Source organism: Erythrobacter sp., from assembly GCF_024305245.1.
Lineage (GTDB): Bacteria > Pseudomonadota > Alphaproteobacteria > Sphingomonadales > Sphingomonadaceae > Erythrobacter.
Genome location: NZ_JAMWYX010000016.1, coordinates 1 through 20,973, shown reverse-complemented (window position 1 = coordinate 20,973; position 20,973 = coordinate 1). Strand labels below are relative to the sequence as shown.

Here is a 20,973-nt window from a genome sequence, read left to right as displayed (position 1 = left end):
CGGCACACGTCGCAAGCGATCACGCCATGCCGAGCGCGTTCTTGTAGGTCTCCAGCAGCATGTCCTGCTCGCTGCGATCATCGGGCTTCATTTTGCGCAGCCGCACGATTTGGCGCATGATCTTGGGATCGTAACCCACGGCCTTTGCTTCGGCGTAGACATCGCGGATGTCGTCGGCGATGCCCTTCTTTTCTTCTTCGAGGCGTTCGATGCGCTCGATCAGCAGGCGCAGGCGGTCGTCGGATGCGTTGGCGTCATCGGCCATAGGAAAGCTCCATCGGAAAAGAGAATCGGTTGGCCGTGCCGATAGCCAGCCTGCAGCGCCGATTGAACCGGCAGCGCAATTATTCCTGTGCGTTCTTCGCGATACTGGCTTCCATTCGCGCCAATTGCTTCTCGGTGGCCGGGGTCTGGCGCGTGGCTTTCCACTCCGCGCTCGGCATGCCGTGGATCAGTGCGCGCGCATCCTCCTTGTCGCCGGGGTAGCCCGCATTGCGGATCCAGTCGGCCAGGCAGTTGCGGCAGAAGCCCGACAATCCCATCAAATCAATGTTCTGCGCATCGTGGCGGTGCTGCAGATGCCGCACCAGTCGGCGGAAAGCGGCGGCGGCTTGGCGGTCATCGAGCGCTTCGAGCGGATCGGCATTGCTATTCATCGCGGCTTTTCCTTGAGTTGAAAAACGGGTGTGCCATAGGCCACCATAACGAGGGCCAGCCTCAAACGGGATAGCCAAAAATGTCACGACGCGATCAGTCACGGATCGACCCGCGCGGCCGCAAGGTCAAGATTCTCGCCACCATCGGCCCGGCCAGCCGGTCGCCCGAAATGCTGGCGCGGCTGGTGCGCGCCGGAGCGGACGCGTTCCGCCTCAACATGAGCCACGGCGAGCACGCCGATCACGAAGCCGCGATCCACGCCATCCGCGCGCTGGAAAAGCAATTCGGCCGGCCGATTGCGATCCTTGCCGATTTGCAGGGGCCGAAGCTGCGGGTCGGCAGCTTCAAGGACGGGCAGGCGGTGATCCGCCATTCGGGCCACTTCACGCTCGACCGTGACGAGACGCCGGGTGACGAAAACCGCGTGTGCCTGCCGCATCCCGAACTGTTCGGCATCATGCAGCGCGGGCAACGCCTGCTGATCAACGACGGCAAGATCCGGCTGAAGGTGCTGGAAGCCGATGACAGCCGCATCCTGTGCAGCGCTGAGGTGGGCGGGGTGATTTCCGACCGCAAGGGTGTGAACGTGCCCGACGCCGAAGTGCCGATCCCGGCGCTGACCGCGAAAGACCGCCGCGACCTCGCCTTTGCGACCGAACACGGGGCGGATTGGATCGCGCTCAGCTTCGTGCAGCGGCCCGATGACATCGCCGAGGCGCGCAAGCTGATCGGCACCCGCAATGTCGCCTTGTGCGCCAAGATCGAGAAGCCGCAGGCGCTCCACCGGCTCGATGAAATCATCGAACTGGCCGATGGCATCATGGTCGCGCGCGGCGATCTGGGTGTGGAGCTGGAACCCTACGAAGTCCCGCCGCTGCAGAAGAAGATCGTCAACACGGCGCGCCGGGCGGGCAAGCCGGTGATCGTGGCGACGCAGATGCTCGAATCGATGATCGAAGCGCCGACCCCGACCCGCGCCGAAGTCTCCGACGTGGCCAATGCGGTGTATGACGGGGCGGATGCGGTGATGCTCTCTGCTGAAAGCGCGGCAGGTGCCTGGCCCGAGGAATCGGTCGCGATGATGCACCGGATCGCGGTGCAGGTCGAACGCGATGAAGGCTACAAGGAGCGCGTGCGGTTCCTGGACACGCCGCCCGATGCGACCACTTCGGACGCGCTGGCCCATGCCTGCATGACCATCGCGGATACCGTGCCGATCAGTGCGATCACGGTGTTCACCGCCAGCGGATCGACCGCAAGGCGGGTGGCGCGCGAGCGGCCCGGCACGCCGATGCTGGTGCTTACCCCCTCGACCCGCACCGCGCGGCGGGTGGCGCTGTTGTGGGGGGCGCATGCGGTCGTCACCAAGGATATCGGCAGCTTCGAAGAGATGATCGGCAAGGGCAAGCGCATGGCGCTGCGGCACGGCTTTGGCGAGGCAGGCAACAAATTGATCGTGCTCGCCGGGGTGCCGTTCGGCACGCCGGGTGCGACCAACCTGCTGCACGTGGTGACGGTATCCGGCGACGAATTGGACAAGCACAAGGGCTAGACGGCGGCGGCGGGCCTGATACCTTCCTTGCCGGAGCGGACTTGGGCCGCAGGGATGAGGGAGGATGCAATGAAACTCGCAAATTCTGGACTGGCTGGCATCGGCCTGGCGGCTTTCGGCCTTGCGGGCTGCGCGGCGGGTAGCGGCGGCGAAATGCTGGACACGGCCATTGCGCCGATGACCTGCGATGCCGCCCCCGCGCAATATCACATCGGCCATGATGCGACGCAGGCGATGGGCGCGGCGATCCTCAAGGACAGCGGCGCGCGCACGCTTCGCTGGGGGCCGCCCAATTCGGCGTGGACGATGGATTACCGGCAGGACCGCGTGAATGTGCGTTACGACGGCCAGATGAAGATCGTCGAAATCACCTGCGGATGAGCGTGCGGGATCGGGCGACATCGGGTTCGCCATACGAAGCCGCCTTCGGGTTCGCCCGCGCTGTGCGGGTGGGCAATCGCATCATTGTGGCAGGCACCGGGCCGGTTGAGCCCGACGGGTCGACGACACCCGGCGGCGCTGCGGCCCAGGCGGAGCGGTGCTCCGCGATCATCGTCGCCGCGATCGAGGAAATGGGCGGCACCGCACGCGATGTGGTGCGCACCCGGATGCTGCTGACCGACCCGGCCGATCAGGACGCTGTCGGCGCGGTGCATGCGCGCTTTTTCGGCGCGGCGCGGCCAGCGGCGACCATGGCCGGGGTGGCATGGCTGTGCCAACCGGAATGGAAGGTTGAGATCGAGGCCGAGGCGGTGGTCAGCGAATGATCCGGCGCATCTTCGCCTATCTGCTCGCGGTAGCGGCGGGTTGCGCTATCGGCATCGGCTCAGCGCTGGGCATGGCGGGGCTGCTGCCGGGCACCAACTCGCTGGCGTTCGGCGATGTCGATGTTGGCGGTTGGCGCAGCGATTTTGCGACCGGGTCCGAAGCGGCGGATGCCTACACCCGCGCACGCGTCGCGCGCCACGGGCTGCTGGCGCTGGCCAAGAGCGAGGCGGTGTATTTCACCCGCGCGACGGATGATGACGGCCAGCCGCTGCGCGAGGCCTGCACCTATCGCCTCACCACCGGGGCGATGCCTGCGGGCTGGTGGTCGATCACGCTTTATAACGGCGACAGCATGCTGCCTGATAATGACGACGAGGCGCTGTCGATCAACGCCGGGCAGGACATGGCCGCGCGCATCGGTGACGAGATCGTCGGCCAAGGGGGCACCGCCACCATCGCGCCGCGCCGCCCCGAAGGCCGCGGACTGTGGATTTCCAGCCGCAATGCCGGACGCTTCGATCTCACCTTGCGGCTTTATATGCCCGACGATGCGCTGCTCGCCGACCCTGCCGGCACCCTCGATCCGCCGCAGATCGAGCGGTTGGCTTGCGAGGACGCGGCATGAGCCGCTGGCTCGGCCCTGTGCTGGTGCTGTTAGCCTGCGCGGCGGGCGTCCACGCACTGACGCTGAATGTCGCGCCCGGCTTCATCATGGCGCGGGCGATGGATGCGCTGGCGCAGCGCGGCGTGACGCTCCATGATTTCACCGCGCCCCGGCGCATCAGCCCGCAGACGCAGGCCGTGGTGCGATCCTCGCCCGATCTCTACTATGCGCTGTGCCGATATGATCTGGGCCAAAACGGGGTTGACCAAGCCGCCGAGCAGCGCCTTGCCGTCGCCATGGCGAAATGGGGCGACTACCAGTCGCTGTCCTTCTTCGATGCCCGCACCAATAATTTCGCCACGGTCCGGGGCACGGGCAAGGCTGTGGCGGTCAATCTGCTTCCCCCCGGCAGCGCGCCGCAGAAAGGAGCGATCGTCAGCCCCAGCGCCAAGGGCGTTATCCTGATCCGCCGGCTCGCGCCGACCCGCGAATTGTTCGATCAGGCTGCAGCCAGCGTGGGGGACGAGTGCCGGTTCCTTGCGGAATCAGGGCCGCAAACCGGGCTGTCTCGCTAGGCCAAGCCGATTATCCAGCAGCGCAATCAGGGCCGCAAGGTCGGGCAGCGAATCAAGCTCGCTTGCGCTGACCAGCAGTTCGGGTTCGCCTGGTCCCCGTGCCAGCAGGATCGCCGGCAGCTCCAGTGGGCGCGGATCGAGGTCTTCGCGCAGTTCGTCGCGATACAGGAACAGTTTTTCATGCTCCAGCCCGGCCAGATATGCCCGCCATTCGCTCCGCATCGCAAACGCGCCATAGGTTAGCGCGCACAGCGAGCAGGGATACGTCAGCGGTGAGGCGATCTTGTGCACCATATCGCGCAAGGCGTTCAGTAAGCCGCCATCGGCATTATAGACGAAGATCACAGTGGTCATGCAGGATTCCAGAATGTTAGCTGCGAGCTAACCGGTAGGACGGTTTGGCAAATTGCCGACAAACTGGCAAATTTCCCTACATCAACGGTCCGCGACGCTCTTTTCCAACCCCGACACAGGCGCTAGAGCCTCTTCCCATGAACGGACAATTTCAACTCACCGACGACCAGCTGGCGATCCGCGAGGTCGCCCAGCGGTTCACCGCCGACAACATCACGCCCCACGCGGCAGAGTGGGACGAGAAACACATCTTCCCGCGCGACACGATCCAGCGCAGCGCGGAACTCGGCTTCGGTGCGATCTATGTGTCGGAAGAATCGGGCGGGATCGGGCTGGGGCGGCTGGAGGCGGCGCTGATTATGGAGGCGATGGCCTACGGCTGCCCGTCGACCAGCGCCTTCATCTCGATCCACAACATGGCCGCCTGGATGATCGACCGCTTCGGCGGAGAGCCGGTGAAGGCCAAGTATCTGCCGCAGCTGATCACGATGGAACATATCGCCAGCTATTGCCTCACCGAACCGTCGAGCGGGTCGGACGCATCCGCGCTGCGCACCACAGCGCGGCGCGACGGCGATCATTTCGTGCTCAACGGCACCAAGCAGTTCATCTCCGGCGCGGGCGCGAACGAGATTTACGTTGTGATGGTGCGCACGGGTGAGGACGGGCCGAAGGGCATTTCCTGCGTTGTCATTGAAAAGGACATGCCCGGCGTCAGCTTCGGCGCGAACGAGAAGAAGCTCGGCTGGCATTCGCAGCCGACCGCGCAGTTGATCCTTGAGGACGTGCGGGTTCCGGTCGAAAATCTCGTCGGCGGCGAGGGTGAAGGCTTCCGCATCGCGATGATGGGACTGGATGGCGGGCGGCTGAATATCGGCGCGTGTTCGCTGGGGGGCGCGCAAAGGTGCCTCGACGAAGCGATCAATTACACCAAGGAACGCAAGCAGTTCGGGCAGGCCGTCGCCGAATTTCAGAACACCCAGTTCATGCTCGCCGACATGGCTACCGATCTGGAGGCGGCGCGCGCGCTGCTATATCTGGCCGCGGCCAAGGTGACCGACAACGCGCCCGACAAGACGCGCTTTTCCGCCATGGCCAAGCGGCTGGCGACGGACAATGGCAGCGCCGTGGTCGACCGCGCGCTGCAATTGTTCGGCGGATACGGGTATTTGCAGGACTACCCGATCGAACGCTTCTGGCGCGACCTCAGGGTCCACTCGATCCTCGAAGGCACCAACCAGATCATGCGCATGGTCGTGGGCCGGGACTTGCTGCGCCAGTGATGGGCGTTTTGCTTGCCCTGACGGCGCTGGTGGTGCCTGATTACGATGCCGGCATCGCATTCTGCGTTGGCGCACTGGGTTTCGATCTGATCGAGGACACCGACATGGGCGGCGGCAAGCGCTGGGTGGTGGTCGGCGGCAAAGACGGTGCCAAGGACGGGGGCCGCCTGCTGATTGCCAAAGCCGCGAACGGCGCACAATTTGCCGCTATCGGCAACCAGACCGGCGGCCGGGTCGGCTTTTTTGTGCACACCGATGATTTTGCAGTTGCTCAGGCACGCCTTGTCGATGCGGGGGTGCAGTTCGAGGAGCAACCGCGCCACGAAGCCTACGGCACTGTTGCAGTGTTCAGCGACCCATTCGGGAACCGCTGGGACCTGATCGAACCGAAAGAACCGGCATAATGACCGATGATGTCCTGATCCGAACCAACGGCCCGATCGGCCATATCAGCCTCAACCGGCCCAAGGCGCTGCACGCGCTGACGCTGGAGATGTGCCACGCGATGAGCGCCGCGCTGACCGCGTGGGCCGATGACGACATGATCAAGGCGGTGATCCTCGACCACGACGAAGGGCGCGGCTTTTGTGCAGGCGGCGACATTGCCTTCCTGCGCGATTCGGCGCTGAACGATGGCGGCATTTCGGGACGCAGGTTCTTCCACGACGAATACCAGTTGAACCATCAGATGTTCACCTATGCCAAGCCGATCGTCGCCTTCATGGATGGCATCACGATGGGCGGCGGCGTGGGTATATCGCAGCCTGCCAAGTACCGGGTGGCGACCGAGAATACGCGTTTCGCCATGCCCGAAACTGGCATCGGGCTATTTCCGGATGTCGGCGGCGGCTGGTATCTTTCGCGGCTGGGGCGGCGGCTGGGGCAGTTCCTCGCGCTCACCGGCGCGCGGCTCGATGGGGCGGAATGCCTGTGGACCGGGCTAGCCACGCATTATGTGCCGCACGCCATGCTGGAAGACATCAAGGCGCGCATCCACGATCATCCCGAGCGGATCGCGGGCATTCTGTCCGAGCCTGTCGGAACTCCGCCCAAGGCGCGGATCGAGGCCAATGCCGACAAGATCGCCAAGCATTTCGCCTCCGATAGCTACGAGGACATCCTCGCTAGCCTCGAAGCTGCAGCAGAGGGCGGCGACGACTGGGCGGCGAAGGAACGCGACACGCTCGGCACCAAGAGCCCGCAGACCTGCAAGGTCGCGCTGCGGCAATTGGCGACCAGCGCCGAACTGACCGACTTCGCCGACAACATGCGGATGGAATACCGCATCGCCAGCCGTGTGCTGACCCGTCCCGACTTTGCCGAGGGCGTGCGCGCGGTGATCACCGACAAGACCAACGACCCCAAGTGGGACCCGGCCACACCCGAGGAGGTGAGCGAGGAATTGCTCGACGCGATCTTCGCCCCGCTGCCCGCCGATGAGGAATGGAAACCGCTATGAGCTTTGAAACCATCACCGCCGAAACCGATGCGCAGGGGCATAAGGGCGTCACGCTCATCACGCTCAACCGACCGCAGGCGCTGAACGCATTGAATTCCAAGGTGCTGGAGGAGCTGATCGCCGCCTTCGCCGCCTATCAGGCGGATGCTTCGCAGCTGTGCGCGGTCATCACCGGAAGCGGCGACAAGGCGTTTGCTGCAGGCGCCGACATCAAGGAAATGAGCGAGAAACCGGCGGCGGATTTCTATCTCGACGATTTCTTTTCGCCGTGGACGGCCGAGATCGTCAAGAAGACCCGCAAGCCGTGGATCGCCGCCGTGAACGGATTCGCGCTGGGCGGTGGGTGCGAATTGGCGATGATGGCGGACTTCATTATCGCTAGCGACAAGGCCAAGTTCGGCCAGCCTGAAATCAAGCTGGGCGTCGCGCCGGGCATGGGCGGATCGCAGCGCCTGACCCGCGCAATCGGCAAGTCGAAGTCGATGGAAATGTGCCTCACCGGCCGGATGATGGGTGCCGAGGAGGCCGAGCGCAGCAATCTAGTCGCGCGGGTTGTGCCGCATGAGGACCTGCTGGCGGAAACATTGAAGACCGCCGCCACCATCGCAGGCATGCCGCCGATGGCCGCGATCGCCAACAAGGAAATGGTCAATGCGGCGTTTGAAATGACGCTGGATCAGGGGCTGATTATCGAACGCCGGATCTTCCAGATCCTGACCGCCTCCGAGGACAAGGCCGAAGGCATGGCGGCATTTATCGAAAAGCGTGAAGGGCAGTGGAAGGGGCGGTGATCGGCGCGCTCTTCATCGGGTTGGGCTTGGTCGGATCTTGGCTTGCATATGCCCAGTTCAAAGACTGGCGGCGTAGCGAAGGTGAGTTCTTTCCGCATGAAGAGAGCACTGCTGATCGCTGGTGGATGTTGAATACGAAGCTGCGACGGATCAACTCGCATTTGGATTTGTGGATTTTCATGGCCCTCGCCCCGATTTGCATTGTTGCTGGGTTGGTCTTGATGGTTCGAGGAGAGTGACATGAAAATCGCCTTTATCGGCCTCGGCAACATGGGCGGCGGGATGGCCGCGAACCTTGTGAAGGCGGGCCACGAAGTCCGCGCTTTCGACCTCAGCGAACAGGCGCTTGCCGCTGCGCGTGAGGCTGGATGCACAACCTTTGCCACCGCCAAGGAAGCCTGCGCAGGCGCCGAAGCGGTCGTCTCGATGCTGCCCAACGGCGGAATCGTGAAGCAGGTCTATTGGGACGATGTGATCGGCCACGCGCCTGAGGGCGCGATTCTGCTCGATTGCTCTACCATCGACGTCGCCACTGCGCGCGAGGTCATCGAAGTGACCGAAGCGCACGGATACCAGATGGTCGATGCGCCAGTTTCGGGCGGGATAGCTGCGGCCAATGGCGGCACGCTGACCTTCATGGTGGGCGGCTCTCCGCAAGCCTTCGGCCGCGCCCAGCCGATCCTTGCCGAGATGGGCAAGGCGGTGATCCATGCAGGGGACGCGGGCAACGGGCAGGCCGCCAAGATCTGCAACAACATGCTGCTGGCGATCCAGATGATCGGCACCTGCGAAGCCTTCGCCATGGCCGAGAAGCTGGGGCTGGATGCGCAGACATTCTACGACATCTCCAGCGTATCGAGCGGCCAGTGCTGGTCGATGACGTCTTATTGCCCCGTCCCCGGCGTCGGCCCGGTCAGCCCAGCCGACAATGACTACCAAGGAGGATTCGCGGCAGGCCTGATGCTCAAGGATCTGCGGCTGGCGATGGAGGCGGCGTCGAAATCGGGCGCCAAGGTAGAGCTCGGCGAACATGCCAAGGCGATCTACGAGGCTTTTGCAAAGGACAATGCCGGGCTGGATTTCTCCAGCATCATCCGCACGCTTTAGCTCTCATCGCAGCGCGGGCTGATCGCCTGCTGCAGTTGCGCCGCCGCAGCGGGATCGCGCTGTCGCAGGCCCTTGACCGTCTGTGCGAGCAATCCGCAGTCGAACGCTGCGCCCTGCGTCATGCTGGTGCTGACGATTTCGATGAAGGGATCGTTCGGCATCACCTGCAGCCCGCGCCGCAGGAACAGGTTGTGCCACCGCTCCGCCCCGCTGACGATGTCGGCGATGGTATGGCGGCCTGCCCCCGATGGATTGCCCAGCACCTGCGGACCCAGCTCGACCAGCAGCTGATCGGGCGTGGCACTGCGCAGAAACAGCGCGGCATAACGGCGTGGGGCCTCGGCCTCATCGCCCGCCTGCAATGCCAGCCGCAACACGGTTTCCTGCGCCAGCGGCTCGCGCCAGCCGCGCTGGCCGGCGATCTGGATGGTCATGGCGGCCTGTTCGGCCTGCCCGGCCTTGGCCTGTGCCACAGCCAGCAAGGTCAGGTATTCAGCCGGCACCGGACGGCGACGGACCAACCGTTCTGCCTCGGCGAGGGCAGTGGCGGGATCGCCGCTTTCGATTGCAGCGGCAGTGACCCGCGTCTGCGCAAAGTCGCGCAGCGGTCCGGGCACTGCCTGGGCCAAGGCGGGGGTGGTTTCGGACTGTTTGTCCAGCTGCAACATTGCTGTCAGCAACGCGATGGCCAGCAGCGCGCCGAGCCAGATAATCCGCGCGATCATGTCCGCGCGCCCCTGCGAATGCGACCGTGTTCGCTGGCGCCTCGGGCCAGCATCACCAGAGCAAGTCCGGCAAAGGCGAGGATCGTCTGGCTGCGGAGCGGATAATCGGTGATCGATTGTGGCCCGTTCAAGATGAATTGGATCATCGATGTGGGTGCCAGTCTGATCGCGGCGGACGCGGCCGTCTACTATCTTTATCTGGTGCGGCAGCGGCCTTGATGCGGCTTAATGCAGTGCGGCAATGATGCCTGCAATCTGGCGGCTGGCGTTGCCATCACCATAAGGATTATGCGCCCTGGCCATCGCATGATAGGCCGCCGCATCGTCCAGCAACCGGCTGGTTTCGGCAAGAATAGCACCGGCATCAGCGCCCACCAGGCGCGCGGTTCCGGCTGCCACGCCTTCGGGCCGTTCGGTCGTGTCGCGCATCACCAGCACCGGCTTGCCGAGGCTGGGGGCTTCCTCCTGAATCCCGCCGGAATCGGTCAGGACAATGTCGCAAGCGGCCATCATCGCGACGAAATCCAGGTAATCCAGCGGGTCGATCAGCGCGATATTTTCATATCCCGCCAGCGCCGGACGCATCACCTGTGCGACGTTGGGGTTGGGGTGCAGCGGATAGATGATTGCGACATCATCGCGCGCGGCAAGCTGCTGTAAGGCGGAAGCAATCTGCGTCATTCCGGCACCGAAATTCTCGCGCCGGTGAGCTGTCACGGCGATGATCCGCTTACCCGCAAAGCGTGCCTTCAACGGCGCGATGGCGGGGGCGAGTGCGGGATCGGCGGCGACCCGGCCTTGCGCGAACATCAGCGCATCGATCACGGTGTTGCCCGTTACGTGGATGGATTTTTGCGGCACGTTTTCAGCACGTAACGCGGCGGCAGCTGTCTCGGTCGGAGCGAAATGCAGGTCGGCGACTGCGCCTGTCACCTTGCGATTCACTTCTTCCGGCCATGGTGAATAGATGTCGCCGCTGCGCAATCCGGCCTCGACATGCCCCACCGGAATCCGCCGGAAATAGCACGCCAGCGTCGCCATCATGGTGGTCAGGGTATCGCCGTGAACCAGCACCCGATCGGGCTTCAAGTCGTCCAAAGCTTCGCCAAAACGCGTCAGAATGCGGGCCGACAGCGCATCGAGCAACTGGCTAGGCTGCATCAGGTCGAGGTCAAGGTCAGGTCTGAGCGAGGCTAAAGCGAGCACCGAATCCAGCAATTCGCGGTGTTGGGCTGTCACCACAACCTTCACATCGAAGCGTCCGCTTTTCCGCAGCGCATCGACCACGGGGAACATCTTGATTGCTTCAGGCCGGGTGCCGAAGGTGACGAGGATGCGCGGCAGCGCGCGCGCTTCACTCATCGCTGCAGCATGCCGCGGGTGTCGAACACCAGCTTGCCCGCCAGATCGGCAGGGGACAGGTGTTTGAACGCAGTGTGATCGACCAGCACCACCACGATTTCGGCCTGACGCAGCGCCGCGTCAAGCGTGACCAGTTGTGCGCCCGATCCCGCGAACGCCTTGGGCAGGGCTGCGGTGAAGGGTTCCACCAACAATATGCGATTGCCGTGCGTGCGGGACAGCGCTTCGGCGATTTCGAGCGCGGGGCTTTCGCGGAAGTCATCAATGTCGGGTTTGAAGGCGAGGCCGAGCAGCGCGACCTTGCCTTGCGGCGCGGCGTCCAGCAGCGCCCGCACTTTGCTTTCGGTGTGCACCGCCTTGTGATCGTTTACTTCGCGCGCGGTGCGTACCATCCGCGCGGCTTCGGGAGCGCCCGCGACCAAAAACCACGGGTCGACCGCGATGCAATGCCCGCCCACGCCGGGGCCGGGTTGCAGAATGTTGACGCGCGGGTGGCGGTTAGCCAGCCGGATCACGTCCCACACATCCACCCCGATCACATCAGCGATCATCGACAATTCGTTGGCAAAGGCGATGTTCACATCGCGGAAGCTGTTTTCGACCAGCTTCACCGTCTCGGCCACGCGGGCGGTGGTGTAGAGGCAATCGCCCTTCACGAAACTGGTATAAAGCACCGCCGCGCGTTCGGCGCAGGCGGCTGTCACGCCGCCGATCACGCGGTCGTTGTTGACGAGTTCGTTGACGATCCGTCCCGGCAAGACGCGTTCGGGGCAATAGGCGAGCGCGATGTCCGCTTCGTCATTCCTGCCGTCGCGCGGCACCACCAGATCGGGGCGCAATTCGGCGATGATCGCTGCCACGCGTTCGGTGGTGCCGACCGGCGAGGTGCTTTCGACGATCACGCAGGCGCCCGGCAGGATTTTGGGCGCAATCGCGCGGGCTGCGGCTTCGACATAGGAAATGTCGGGCGCGTTGTCCGGCCCCAGCGGGGTGGGCACGGCGATCATGTAGAAACTGGCAGTCGGCACCTCGGTCGAAGCGACCAGTGTTTGCGCGGTGATCGCGTCATGCACCAGCTTGTCTAGATCGCGTTCCTCGATATGCACGCCGCCCGCGTTGACGGTGTCCACCACCTTCTGGGAAACGTCCACCCCGCACACGCTCCAGCCGTAGGAGGCAAGCAGCGCGGCGGTCGGCAGGCCGATATAGCCCAGCCCGATCACCGCGACCTGATGGTCGGGCAAGGGATGATCGGCCGCCTTGCGCCCCAGCGCAGCGGTGGCATCAAAGGGTGCGTTCATTAGGTCACTGTCCCGCGGTTCACGGGGAGGACCTTGGCCACGAAGCCCTTAAAATCGCGTTAGGCTTGCCGGGATTTTCACCATTTCAGGCGTGTTGCAGGCCGATCCTACTTCGCCAAAGCCTGCATGTAAGCATCCAGCAGCGGATTGATCTGGTGCTGCCAGTTCAGTTCGCTCACCACCCGCTCGCGGCCATAGGCTCCCATCTTCTCGCGCGCGGCCGGATCGTCGACCAGCGCGACAATCTTCTCGGCCAGATCGACCGGATTGTTGGCTTCGGCGTAGAGCGAAGCCTCCTGCGCCGAATACCGCCCTTCGGTGACGTCGAACTGCACCATCGACTTGCCGAGGCTCATATATTCCATGATCTTGTTCATGGTCGACTTGTCGTTCATCGCGTTCACGCGGTCGGGATTGACCCCGAGGTCCATGGTCGAGAGCACTTCGAACAGGTCCTGATCCGGCGCGCGGCCGGTGAAGGTGAGGAAATCGGCGAGGCTGCGCGCAGCGGTGAGTTGCTTCAGTTCGGCCAGCGCAGGCCCGCCGCCGACCAGCACGAACTGGATATCCTCGCGCTTCATCTGGCGCACCACATGTTCGACCGCGTCGATCAGCAGATTGATCCCCTCCTGCTCGCCCATCACGCCAACATAGCCGACCATGTGTGCACGGCCATTCTTCCAGCTTTCGACCGGAGCAACGCGCTTGAGCTTCGACATGTCGGGGCCGGAACGCACCACATGGACGCGGTCAGGCGCCATCCCGCCGCGCTCGATGGCGATCTTGCGGTAGGAATGGTTGGTTGCGATCGAGACATCGGCCGCCTTGAAGGTCAGCTTTTCGAACAGCACCATTAGCCACCAGAAGAACCCACGCTTGTTGAACTTGGCTTCGTAAAGCTCGGGATTGATATCGTGGTGATCGAAGATGTAGCGTACGCCCAGCAGCTTGAACGGCCACGCGACAAGGAAGATCAGATCGGGCGGGTTGCAGCCCTGGATCACATCGATCCGGCGTTTCCTATGGATGCGCCACGCCAGCAGCGTTTCACAGAACAGCGCCGCGCCATATTCGGCCAGAAAGCCGATCGCGCCCTTGGGTTCGAGCGGGAGGGTGTGGCGGTGGATGTCGATGCCTTCGATCACTTCGAAGCGGCTCTCGTAGCTCTTGCCGGTGGGGCAGATGATCGAGACATGCGCGCCTGCCGCCTTCAGCGTGCGCGCTTCCTGCCACACCCGCCGGTCGAACGGCAGGGGCAGGTTTTCGACCACGATCAACACGTGGCGGCCCTTCAGCGGCTCGCCTTCGATGACTGCCGGAATGCCTTCTTCGGCGGTGATGCTGGCGGCAAGCGCGGTGTTCATCGTCAGCCGATGCTGCTGGTGTCGACCAGTTTTGCAGGGTCGATGCTGAGCGTATCGATCAGCCGGTTGGTGGCGATGATGCGCGCGTAATCGCGACTTTCGGCGACATCTTTGGTCACCATCAACCCGTCGATCCGCGGCAGCACCGAATAGGCATAGCCGAGGTTCTGGCCGACCAGATTGTCGGGCGCGACCTTGGGGTCGTAGATATCGAGATCGAAGCCTGCTTCAAGCAGCTTGCGCGCCATATCGACCGCCGGGCTTTCGCGAAGATCGTCGGTCTCCAGGTTGAAGGCGAGGCCGACCAGCAGCACTTTGGCGCCGGGCTCCAATCCTCGCGTGGCGGCGAGGAACTGGTGGTGCTTGTGCGCTTCGTTAGACCGGATCAGCGCATCCACAAGATGGGTGGCTGAACCGGTATCGGCGGCGATATATTGCAGCGCGCGCACATCCTTGGGGAGGCACGATCCGCCGAACGCCCCGCCGGGGCGGGTGTAGTAGGCCGACAAGTTGAGCTTGGTGTCGCTCGTGAAAATGGCGTGCACATCGCCCGCGGAAATACCGAGGTTCTGGCACACCCGCCCGATCTCGTTAGCAAAGGCGACCTTGACCGCGTGCCAGGAATTATCGGCGAACTTGGTGATCTCCGCCTCGCGCAGGCCGACTTCGAACAGCGGTGCGTCGATCCCCTCGTTGAGCTTTGCCATGTTGGCTGAAGGCTGCCCGCCCAGCGTGCCGATCACGATCTTGGGGGGATTAAAGAAGTCTTCGATGGCCGAGGCTTCGCGAAGGAATTCGGGATTGTAGACCAGCTCAACCGCGTTTTCCGCCGCATTACCCAGATGGCTCTGCAGGATCGGCCAGATGATGTTTTCGCAGCTTCCGGGCCGCATGGTGGAGCGGTAGGCGAGGGTGAGCGGTGCCGCGCGATCCGGCTTCAACGCAGCGGCGATGGAGCGCGTGACCTGCGCGATGTAGCTCATGTTGTGCGCGCCATCGACGCCGCTCGGCGTGCCGACACAGACGATCGCGACATCGCAATCGTCGAGTTCGTCGGTCAGCTTGGTCACGGCCTTGATCCGGCCATCGGCACGAGCGGCGGCCATCAGATCATCAAGGCCGGGCTCGTAGACCGGGGCGCGGCCTCAGTTGAGCGCGGCGACCTTGGCATCGCTGACGTCGACGCCGATTATGGAGTGCCCTTGGCTGGCGAGGCACCCTGCGGCAGCGGAGCCGACGTAACCCAGTCCGAAAATAGCAACTTTCACAGATGATCCTCAGCGGCGCGACCCAGTAATAAGTAAAAGCGCGTAGCAAGCGGCTGCCGATGTTGCAATGCACAACGGGCAGGCTGGCATGGCCCGGCGATGCATGGTTTCAGGCGCCGACCCGCGTAACTTCGGCGAGCACGCGCTCGGTCCATTCGGGGCGGCAGATCAGCAGATCGGGCATGTAGGTATCGGGTTGGTTATAGACCAGCGGCGACCCATCGATGCGCGAACAATGCAGCCCGTATGCCTGTGCCACCGCCACTGGCGCGCAGCTGTCCCACTCGTATTGTCCGCCAGAGTGGAGATAGACTTCGGCTTCGCCCCGCACCACGGCCATCGCCTTGGCTCCGGCGCTGCCCATCGGCACCAGATCGCCGCCGAGCGCCGCGGCCACAAGCTGGGCCTCGCGCGCGGGGCGCGTACGGCTGACAAGGAAGCGCGGGCGCTGGGCCATGGGGGCAAGCGGCTGCGGCCGGTCGGAGCGCAGCACCACGCCGCCATCCAGCCCCGGCAGCGCGACCGCGCCGGTGATCGCCGCGCCATCCACCGCGAGCGCGACATGCACCGCCCAGTCGCTGCGTTGTTCGCCATATTCACGCGTGCCATCGACTGGATCGATGATCCAGACCCGGCGATTGGACAGGCGCGCGGGATTGTCCTTCTCCTCCTCGGAGAGCAGCCCGTCTTCCGGGCGCAGGTGCCGGAGCGCGTGGCACAGAAACTGGTTGGCGGTTGCATCGCCGGCCTTGCCCAGCGCCTTGCCGTCCAACATCGCGCTGGCTTTCACCTCCACCAGCAGGCGGCCTGCTGCCTCGGCCAGCCGGGCGGCGAGTTCGGCATCGTCCATGAAGATGTTACTCATCCAAGTGTTTCCGGCGACGGGGCGAGCACTGGTGGAGCATCATCGGGTTTCATCCCCCATCGCACCGAGCTCCACGCACGTTCGTGGAAATAGTAGAGCACCATTTTGGTCAGCACTTCGGTCAAGGCGATGGCGCTTGCCGCCTTGGCCGAGCGAGTGAACAGCCAGCTCAGCAGGAAGGTATCGATGCTGCCCAATATGCGCCAACTCGCTGCCTTGGCCAGAGACCGGCTGTGGGCCTCGCGACCGCTGAACAGGAACATTGCAGGTCTCCTCTGGCGAGCTTACTTGAGCGGCAGGATCTGCTGGATGATGAAGCGCGCCGCTTCCTGCGGGGTCATGTCGACCGTATTGACGCGAATTTCAGGGCTCTCCGGCGGTTCATACGGGCTGTCGATACCGGTGAAGTTCTTGAGCTGGCCAGCGCGCGCCTTCTTGTAGAGGCCCTTTACGTCGCGGGTTTCAGCCACTTCGAGCGGGGTGTCGACGAAGATCTCGATGAACTCGCCTTCGGGCAGCATGTCGCGCACCATGCGCCGCTCCGCGCGGAACGGGCTGATGAAGGCGGTGAGCACGATCAGCCCGGCATCCGCCATCAGCTTGGCCACTTCGCCGACGCGGCGGATATTCTCGATCCGGTCAGCCTCGGTAAAGCCGAGATCGCGGTTGAGGCCGTGCCGTACATTGTCGCCGTCGAGCAGGAAGGTGTGACGGTTCATCAGGTTGAGCTGTTTTTCGACCTCGTTGGCGATGGTCGATTTGCCGCTGCCCGAAAGCCCGGTGAACCACAGCACGCGCGGTGTCTGGTTCTTCATGCCGGCGTGATCCTCGCGCGTGATCGCGGTCGGCTGCCAATGGACGTTGTCCGCGCGGCGTAGGCTGAAGGCGATCATGCCTGCCGCCACGGTCGCGTTGGTGAACTTGTCGATCAGGATGAAACCGCCGAGCTGGCGATTGTCTGCGTAAGGCTCGAAGGTGATCGGCTTGTCGGTGGCGAACTCGGCGACCCCGATGGCATTCATTTCAAGCGTCTTGGCCGCCAGATGCTCGCGGCTGTTGACGTCGATCTCGTATTTGGGCGGCTGGACCGTGGCGGTGACGGTCTGGGTGCCCAGCTTGAGCCAGTAACCGCGTCCGGGCTTCAGCGCTTCCTCGTCCATCCACACCAGGGTGGCAGAGAACTGGTCGGAGGCCTGCGGCGGATCGCCCGCAGCGGCAATCACATCGCCGCGGCTGCAATCGACCTCGTCGGTCAGGCTGATGGTGACGGATTGTCCGGCGACCGCTTCCTGAAGCTCGCCATCGAAGGTCGTGATTGCCTTGACCGTGCTGGTCTTGCCGGACGGCACGATCCGCACCGGATCGCCCACGCGCACAGTGCCGCTCGGGATCAGTCCGGCAAAGCCGCGGAAGTCGAGATTGGGGCGGTTGACCCACTGCACCGGCATCCGGAACGGCTGAGCTTGCGCGGCGGCATTATCGACTTCGACCGTTTCCAGATGCTGGATCAGCGCCGGGCCTTCATACCAGGGCGTGTTGGCCGAGGGCGCAGCGGTGATGTTGTCGCCCTTGAAACCGGAGATCGGGACGGCGGTGAATTGCTCGATCCCGATGTCCTTCGCAAAGCTGCGATAATCGGCGACGATCGCGTCGAAGGTGGCTTGATCGTAACCCACCAGATCCATCTTGTTCACCGCCAGCACCACGTGACGGATGCCGAGCAGGTGGACGAGCCACGAATGCCGCCGGGTCTGCTGCAGCATCCCCTTGCGCGCATCGACAAGGATCACCGCCAGATCGGCGGTCGAGGCGCCGGTCACCATGTTGCGGGTATATTGTTCGTGCCCCGGCGTGTCGGCGACGATGAACTTGCGCTTTTCCGTGGTGAAAAAACGGTAGGCGACGTCGATCGTGATGCCCTGTTCGCGTTCGGCGGCGAGGCCATCGACCAGCAGCGCGAAATCGATTTCCTCGCCTTGCGTGCCGTGGCGTTTGCTGTCGCTTTCGAGCGCGGCAAGCTGGTCTTCGAAGATCATCTTGGAATCGTAAAGCAGCCGCCCGATCAGCGTCGACTTGCCGTCATCCACGCTGCCGCAGGTGATGAAGCGCAGCAGGCTCTTGTGCTGGTGGGCGTGCAGATAGGCGTCGATATCCTCGGCGATGAGAGCATCGGTCTGGAAGGAAGAGGGCGTGTCCATCAGAAATACCCCTCCTGCTTCTTGTCTTCCATCGAGGCGGACTGTCCCTTGTCGATCGCGCGGCCCTGCCGTTCGGAACTGGTTGCGAGGAGCATTTCCTGGATGATCGTGTTCATGTCCGCAGCATCGCTCACTGTCGCGCCGGTCAATGGGTAGCAGCCGAGCGTGCGGAACCGGACGGAGCGGGTCTCCGGCTCCTCGCCCGGTTCCAGACGAAAGCGGTCGTCATCGACCACAAGGATCATCCCGTCGCGTTCCACCGTGGGGCGCGGCTTGGAGAAATAGAGCGGCACGATTTCGATGTTTTCCAGCGCGATATACTGCCAGATATCCAGCTCGGTCCAGTTCGAGATCGGAAAGACGCGGATGCTTTCGCCCTTGGATTTCTTGGCGTTGTAGAGGTTCCACAGCTCTGGACGCTGGTTCTTCGGATCCCACCGGTGCGCGGCGGTGCGAAAGCTGAAGATGCGTTCTTTCGCCCGTGCCTTTTCCTCGTCACGCCGCCCGCCGCCGAAAGCCGCGTCGAACCCGTGGGCCGTCAGGGCGCGCTTGAGCGGATCGGTGAGCTGCGCCTGCGAATAGAGCGCGCTTCCGGTGTCGAACGGGTTGATGCCCTGCGCCTCGGCCTCTTCGTTCTCGGCGATGATGAGGCGTAGCCCATATTCGCGCACGGTCTTGTCGCGGTGGGTGATGAGATCGGAAAAATCCCATCCGCTGGCCACGTGGAGCATGGGGAAGGGCGGGGGCGCAGGATAGAAGGCCTTCCGCGCCAGATGCAGCATCACCGACGAGTCTTTGCCCACCGAATAGAGCATGACCGGGTTTTCTGCCTCGGCAACGACTTCGCGGAAGATATGGATGCTCTCGGCCTCAAGCCGCTCGAGATGGGTAAGACTACGCATGGCGCGTGCTGCTATACGCTGCACTGCACAAGGCAAGCAAATTTGCCTTTGCTTCGCCATGGCAGGGCTTGGATGCGGCGCCATCACGGCAGGCGGGCGGTGCCAGTACGGCGATGCATCCACCTCAAGGCTTGCTCTGCGCACGTCGACGCGCCACAGGCATCACGAAAAGGAGAGGCATATGAACCAGCCGAGCGGCCCACTTTCCGGGCTAAAGGTGATCGAATTCAGCGGCATCGGGCCCGGCCCGCACGTCGCAATGCTGCTGGCCGATCTGGGCGCGGAGGTGGTTCGGATCGAGCGGCCCGGCACGCAGGTCAGCAATCCGGTGGTCGAACGCGCCCGGCACCGGTTGCCGCTCGATCTCAAGACCGATGAAGGCCGAGCAATGTGCCGCGAGGCGGCAAGCCAGGCTGATGTGCTTATCGAAGGTTTTCGCCCGGGCGTCATGGAACGGCTGGGGCTGGGGCCGGACGAGCTGCTCGCCCGCAATCCGCGCCTCGTTTACGCCCGGATGACCGGCTGGGGGCAGGACGGCCCGCTCAGCACAGCGGCCGGGCACGACATCAACTACATCGCGATTACGGGCGCGCTGGCGGCCATCGGTAAGGCCGACGAGACTGCCATTCCGCCCCAGAACCTCGTCGGCGATTTCGGCGGCGGGTCGATGTATTGCGCCTTCGGGATCATGGCCGCTCTGTATGAACGCGAACGATCGGGCAAGGGGCAGGTGGTCGATGCCGCGATCGTCGACGGGACGACCAGCCTGATGAGCTTTTTCTTCGGTGTGCGCGGCAGGCCCTTCATAACCACCGAGCGCGGCAAGGGGATGCTCGGCGGCGCGGCGCATTTCTACCGCTGCTTCACTTGCGCCGACGGGAAGGAAATCTCGCTCGGAGCGATCGAGCCGCAATTCTATGCCGAGCTGCTCGTCAAGGCGGGCGCGCCTGCGGATATGGCGCAGGGTCAGATGAACGCCGCCAACTGGGAGGAAAATGCGGAAAAGCTCGCGGCGTTGTTCGCGACGAAAACGCAAGCCGAATGGTGCGAGCTGCTCGAAGGATCGGACGCCTGCTTCGCTCCGGTGCTCGAGTTGGACGAGGCGCGCGACCATCCGCACATGAAGGCGCGCGGTGCCTATGTCGAACATGAAGGCGAATGGCACACCGCCCCCGCACCGCGGTTCAGCCGGACGCCGGGTGCAGTGCGATCCAGCGCCGATGACGGCACGGATGTGGTCGCGCGCTGGAAGAGGGGCGCATAATGGCGGGCAAGTTCTTCGACGAGTGGATCGTTGGCGACCGGATCGAACACGAGATCCGCCGGACCGTGACTGAGACAGACAACCTGCTGTTCTCGACCATGACGCACAACCCGCAGCCGCTGCACCTCGATGTCGAGGCGGCCAAGGCCAGCGGGTTCGGGCAAATCTTGGTCAATTCGACCTTCACCTTTGCGCTGCTGGTCGGGCTATCGGTCGGCGACACCACACTGGGCACGCTGGTGGCCAATCTCGGGTTCGACAAGGTGGTGACCCCCAACCCGGTGTTCATCGGCGATACCTTGCGCGCGGTGACCGAGGTGAAGGAACTGCGCGCGAGCAAGTCGCGTCCGGACGCCGGGATCGTCACCTTTGTCCACGAAATGTGGAATCAGCGCGGCGAGGTGGTGTGCCGGTGCGAACGGTCAGCCTTGCTCAATCGCCGCGCTTGATGTTCCGATATCTCCGCCCAGCGCCTGCCACAGCAGGATGCGGGCGCGTGCAGCGCGGCCCAGTGCCGCAGCAGCGCGCTCACCGCTGGCATCAGCGGCGCGGCGGGCTTCGAGCACTTCGAGGA

Annotated in this window: 25 protein-coding genes and 1 pseudogene; 13 read left to right on the top strand and 13 right to left on the bottom strand. The window is 63.9% G+C overall.

The window, feature by feature from the left end:
• Positions 1–19: 19 nt before the first annotated feature.
• Together Q0L48_RS16000 and Q0L48_RS15995 are read right to left on the bottom strand one after the other, a co-directional pair.
• On the bottom strand, positions 20–265 hold the full coding sequence (locus tag Q0L48_RS16000) for a DUF2312 domain-containing protein (RefSeq protein ID WP_296722632.1): 246 nt from the start codon (positions 263–265) through the stop codon (positions 20–22).
• A 79-nt stretch (positions 266–344) separates the two neighbouring features.
• Entirely contained in the window at positions 345–656 is a 312-nt protein-coding gene (locus Q0L48_RS15995; protein ID WP_296722663.1) for a DUF1244 domain-containing protein, read from the bottom strand.
• A gap of 80 nt (positions 657–736) precedes the next feature.
• Between Q0L48_RS15995 and pyk the strand changes: the two genes are divergently transcribed.
• The 5 genes from pyk (at position 737) to Q0L48_RS15970 (ending at position 4,156) form a co-directional block, all read left to right on the top strand.
• Positions 737–2,209 carry a pyruvate kinase gene (gene pyk, locus Q0L48_RS15990; protein ID WP_296722631.1) on the top strand — a complete coding sequence of 491 codons (1,473 nt, stop codon included), beginning with the start codon at positions 737–739 and terminating at the stop codon, positions 2,207–2,209.
• Positions 2,210–2,278: 69 nt separating this feature from the next.
• On the top strand, positions 2,279–2,590 hold the full coding sequence (locus Q0L48_RS15985; RefSeq protein ID WP_296722630.1) for an I78 family peptidase inhibitor: 312 nt from the start codon (positions 2,279–2,281) through the stop codon (positions 2,588–2,590).
• Entirely contained in the window at positions 2,587–2,976 is a 390-nt protein-coding gene (locus tag Q0L48_RS15980) for a RidA family protein (protein WP_296722628.1), read from the top strand. Before Q0L48_RS15985 ends, Q0L48_RS15980 begins: the two co-directional genes overlap by 4 nt.
• Positions 2,973–3,602, top strand: coding sequence for a DUF1214 domain-containing protein (locus Q0L48_RS15975; protein ID WP_296722626.1), 630 nt, complete (start codon positions 2,973–2,975; stop codon positions 3,600–3,602). Before Q0L48_RS15980 ends, Q0L48_RS15975 begins: the two co-directional genes overlap by 4 nt.
• Positions 3,599–4,156, top strand: coding sequence for a DUF1254 domain-containing protein (locus tag Q0L48_RS15970; protein ID WP_296722624.1), 558 nt, complete (start codon positions 3,599–3,601; stop codon positions 4,154–4,156). Before Q0L48_RS15975 ends, Q0L48_RS15970 begins: the two co-directional genes overlap by 4 nt.
• Here the strand turns inward: Q0L48_RS15970 and Q0L48_RS15965 are convergent.
• Positions 4,127–4,510, bottom strand: coding sequence for a hypothetical protein (locus Q0L48_RS15965; RefSeq protein WP_296722622.1), 384 nt, complete (start codon positions 4,508–4,510; stop codon positions 4,127–4,129). The genes Q0L48_RS15970 and Q0L48_RS15965 overlap by 30 nt on opposite strands.
• Positions 4,511–4,647: 137 nt before the next feature.
• Between Q0L48_RS15965 and Q0L48_RS15960 the strand changes: the two genes are divergently transcribed.
• From Q0L48_RS15960 to mmsB, 6 genes are read left to right on the top strand one after another with little or no spacing between them, the layout of a single operon-like run.
• Positions 4,648–5,793, top strand: a complete 1,146-nt coding sequence (locus Q0L48_RS15960) for an acyl-CoA dehydrogenase family protein (protein ID WP_296722620.1) — start codon at positions 4,648–4,650, stop codon at positions 5,791–5,793.
• A complete protein-coding gene (locus tag Q0L48_RS15955) occupies positions 5,793–6,197 on the top strand; it encodes a VOC family protein (protein WP_296722618.1) in 405 nt (134 codons plus the stop codon). The genes Q0L48_RS15960 and Q0L48_RS15955 overlap by 1 nt, the downstream gene beginning before the upstream one ends.
• Positions 6,197–7,252, top strand: coding sequence for an enoyl-CoA hydratase/isomerase family protein (locus tag Q0L48_RS15950; RefSeq protein WP_296722616.1), 1,056 nt, complete (start codon positions 6,197–6,199; stop codon positions 7,250–7,252). Before Q0L48_RS15955 ends, Q0L48_RS15950 begins: the two co-directional genes overlap by 1 nt.
• The gene (locus Q0L48_RS15945) at positions 7,249–8,043 is read left to right on the top strand and encodes an enoyl-CoA hydratase-related protein (RefSeq protein ID WP_296722614.1); all 795 of its coding nucleotides are present in this window, start codon (positions 7,249–7,251) and stop codon (positions 8,041–8,043) included. Before Q0L48_RS15950 ends, Q0L48_RS15945 begins: the two co-directional genes overlap by 4 nt.
• A complete protein-coding gene (locus tag Q0L48_RS15940) occupies positions 8,040–8,282 on the top strand; it encodes a hypothetical protein (protein ID WP_296722612.1) in 243 nt (80 codons plus the stop codon). The genes Q0L48_RS15945 and Q0L48_RS15940 overlap by 4 nt, the downstream gene beginning before the upstream one ends.
• A gap of 1 nt (position 8,283) precedes the next feature.
• Positions 8,284–9,150, top strand: coding sequence for a 3-hydroxyisobutyrate dehydrogenase (gene mmsB / locus Q0L48_RS15935; protein WP_296722611.1), 867 nt, complete (start codon positions 8,284–8,286; stop codon positions 9,148–9,150).
• Here mmsB and Q0L48_RS15930 read toward each other — a convergent pair.
• The 10 genes and pseudogenes from Q0L48_RS15930 to cysD form a co-directional block, all read right to left on the bottom strand.
• On the bottom strand, positions 9,147–9,875 hold the full coding sequence (locus Q0L48_RS15930) for a hypothetical protein (RefSeq protein WP_296722609.1): 729 nt from the start codon (positions 9,873–9,875) through the stop codon (positions 9,147–9,149). The two genes, mmsB and Q0L48_RS15930, sit on opposite strands and share 4 nt — an antisense overlap.
• A complete protein-coding gene (locus Q0L48_RS15925) occupies positions 9,872–10,021 on the bottom strand; it encodes a hypothetical protein (protein WP_296722608.1) in 150 nt (49 codons plus the stop codon). Before Q0L48_RS15925 ends, Q0L48_RS15930 begins: the two co-directional genes overlap by 4 nt.
• Positions 10,022–10,100: 79 nt before the next feature.
• Complete coding sequence (gene wecB, locus Q0L48_RS15920) at positions 10,101–11,237, bottom strand: non-hydrolyzing UDP-N-acetylglucosamine 2-epimerase (RefSeq protein ID WP_296722607.1); 1,137 nt, start codon at positions 11,235–11,237, stop codon at positions 10,101–10,103.
• Positions 11,234–12,538, bottom strand: a complete 1,305-nt coding sequence (gene wecC / locus Q0L48_RS15915; RefSeq protein WP_296722605.1) for a UDP-N-acetyl-D-mannosamine dehydrogenase — start codon at positions 12,536–12,538, stop codon at positions 11,234–11,236. The genes wecB and wecC overlap by 4 nt, the downstream gene beginning before the upstream one ends.
• Positions 12,539–12,645: 107 nt before the next feature.
• Positions 12,646–13,902, bottom strand: a complete 1,257-nt coding sequence (locus Q0L48_RS15910) for a glycosyltransferase family 4 protein (RefSeq protein WP_296722601.1) — start codon at positions 13,900–13,902, stop codon at positions 12,646–12,648.
• A gap of 2 nt (positions 13,903–13,904) precedes the next feature.
• Positions 13,905–15,170, bottom strand: a pseudogene (locus Q0L48_RS15905) (nucleotide sugar dehydrogenase).
• A gap of 109 nt (positions 15,171–15,279) precedes the next feature.
• Entirely contained in the window at positions 15,280–16,035 is a 756-nt protein-coding gene (locus tag Q0L48_RS15900; protein ID WP_296722600.1) for a 3'(2'),5'-bisphosphate nucleotidase CysQ, read from the bottom strand.
• Positions 16,032–16,298, bottom strand: coding sequence for a DUF2061 domain-containing protein (locus Q0L48_RS15895; protein WP_296722598.1), 267 nt, complete (start codon positions 16,296–16,298; stop codon positions 16,032–16,034). Before Q0L48_RS15895 ends, Q0L48_RS15900 begins: the two co-directional genes overlap by 4 nt.
• Positions 16,299–16,319: 21 nt before the next feature.
• Positions 16,320–18,233 (bottom strand): sulfate adenylyltransferase subunit CysN, encoded by a 1,914-nt coding sequence (gene cysN / locus Q0L48_RS15890; protein WP_296722596.1) that lies wholly within the window; start codon positions 18,231–18,233, stop codon positions 16,320–16,322.
• A complete protein-coding gene (cysD, locus tag Q0L48_RS15885) occupies positions 18,233–19,195 on the bottom strand; it encodes a sulfate adenylyltransferase subunit CysD (protein WP_296722594.1) in 963 nt (320 codons plus the stop codon). Before cysD ends, cysN begins: the two co-directional genes overlap by 1 nt.
• A gap of 121 nt (positions 19,196–19,316) precedes the next feature.
• On the opposite strand from cysD, the gene Q0L48_RS15880 reads away from it, so the two are divergent.
• Positions 19,317–20,399 carry a CaiB/BaiF CoA-transferase family protein gene (locus Q0L48_RS15880; RefSeq protein WP_296722592.1) on the top strand — a complete coding sequence of 361 codons (1,083 nt, stop codon included), beginning with the start codon at positions 19,317–19,319 and terminating at the stop codon, positions 20,397–20,399.
• Positions 20,399–20,848, top strand: coding sequence for a MaoC family dehydratase (locus Q0L48_RS15875; protein ID WP_296722590.1), 450 nt, complete (start codon positions 20,399–20,401; stop codon positions 20,846–20,848). Before Q0L48_RS15880 ends, Q0L48_RS15875 begins: the two co-directional genes overlap by 1 nt.
• Positions 20,849–20,973 lie beyond the last annotated feature (125 nt).

Coding starts and splice junctions, on each gene's coding strand:
- Q0L48_RS16000 (WP_296722632.1), bottom strand. CDS start 265: ATGGCCGATGACGCCAACGCATCCGACGACCGCCTGCGCCTGCTGATC.
- Q0L48_RS15995 (WP_296722663.1), bottom strand. CDS start 656: ATGAATAGCAATGCCGATCCGCTCGAAGCGCTCGATGACCGCCAAGCC.
- pyk (WP_296722631.1), top strand. CDS start 737: ATGTCACGACGCGATCAGTCACGGATCGACCCGCGCGGCCGCAAGGTC.
- Q0L48_RS15985 (WP_296722630.1), top strand. CDS start 2,279: ATGAAACTCGCAAATTCTGGACTGGCTGGCATCGGCCTGGCGGCTTTC.
- Q0L48_RS15980 (WP_296722628.1), top strand. CDS start 2,587: ATGAGCGTGCGGGATCGGGCGACATCGGGTTCGCCATACGAAGCCGCC.
- Q0L48_RS15975 (WP_296722626.1), top strand. CDS start 2,973: ATGATCCGGCGCATCTTCGCCTATCTGCTCGCGGTAGCGGCGGGTTGC.
- Q0L48_RS15970 (WP_296722624.1), top strand. CDS start 3,599: ATGAGCCGCTGGCTCGGCCCTGTGCTGGTGCTGTTAGCCTGCGCGGCG.
- Q0L48_RS15965 (WP_296722622.1), bottom strand. CDS start 4,510: ATGACCACTGTGATCTTCGTCTATAATGCCGATGGCGGCTTACTGAAC.
- Q0L48_RS15960 (WP_296722620.1), top strand. CDS start 4,648: ATGAACGGACAATTTCAACTCACCGACGACCAGCTGGCGATCCGCGAG.
- Q0L48_RS15955 (WP_296722618.1), top strand. CDS start 5,793: ATGGGCGTTTTGCTTGCCCTGACGGCGCTGGTGGTGCCTGATTACGAT.
- Q0L48_RS15950 (WP_296722616.1), top strand. CDS start 6,197: ATGACCGATGATGTCCTGATCCGAACCAACGGCCCGATCGGCCATATC.
- Q0L48_RS15945 (WP_296722614.1), top strand. CDS start 7,249: ATGAGCTTTGAAACCATCACCGCCGAAACCGATGCGCAGGGGCATAAG.
- mmsB (WP_296722611.1), top strand. CDS start 8,284: ATGAAAATCGCCTTTATCGGCCTCGGCAACATGGGCGGCGGGATGGCC.
- Q0L48_RS15930 (WP_296722609.1), bottom strand. CDS start 9,875: ATGATCGCGCGGATTATCTGGCTCGGCGCGCTGCTGGCCATCGCGTTG.
- Q0L48_RS15925 (WP_296722608.1), bottom strand. CDS start 10,021: ATGATCCAATTCATCTTGAACGGGCCACAATCGATCACCGATTATCCG.
- wecB (WP_296722607.1), bottom strand. CDS start 11,237: ATGAGTGAAGCGCGCGCGCTGCCGCGCATCCTCGTCACCTTCGGCACC.
- wecC (WP_296722605.1), bottom strand. CDS start 12,538: ATGAACGCACCCTTTGATGCCACCGCTGCGCTGGGGCGCAAGGCGGCC.
- Q0L48_RS15910 (WP_296722601.1), bottom strand. CDS start 13,902: ATGAACACCGCGCTTGCCGCCAGCATCACCGCCGAAGAAGGCATTCCG.
- Q0L48_RS15900 (WP_296722600.1), bottom strand. CDS start 16,035: ATGAGTAACATCTTCATGGACGATGCCGAACTCGCCGCCCGGCTGGCC.
- Q0L48_RS15895 (WP_296722598.1), bottom strand. CDS start 16,298: ATGTTCCTGTTCAGCGGTCGCGAGGCCCACAGCCGGTCTCTGGCCAAG.
- cysN (WP_296722596.1), bottom strand. CDS start 18,233: ATGGACACGCCCTCTTCCTTCCAGACCGATGCTCTCATCGCCGAGGAT.
- cysD (WP_296722594.1), bottom strand. CDS start 19,195: ATGGCGAAGCAAAGGCAAATTTGCTTGCCTTGTGCAGTGCAGCGTATA.
- Q0L48_RS15880 (WP_296722592.1), top strand. CDS start 19,317: ATGAACCAGCCGAGCGGCCCACTTTCCGGGCTAAAGGTGATCGAATTC.
- Q0L48_RS15875 (WP_296722590.1), top strand. CDS start 20,399: ATGGCGGGCAAGTTCTTCGACGAGTGGATCGTTGGCGACCGGATCGAA.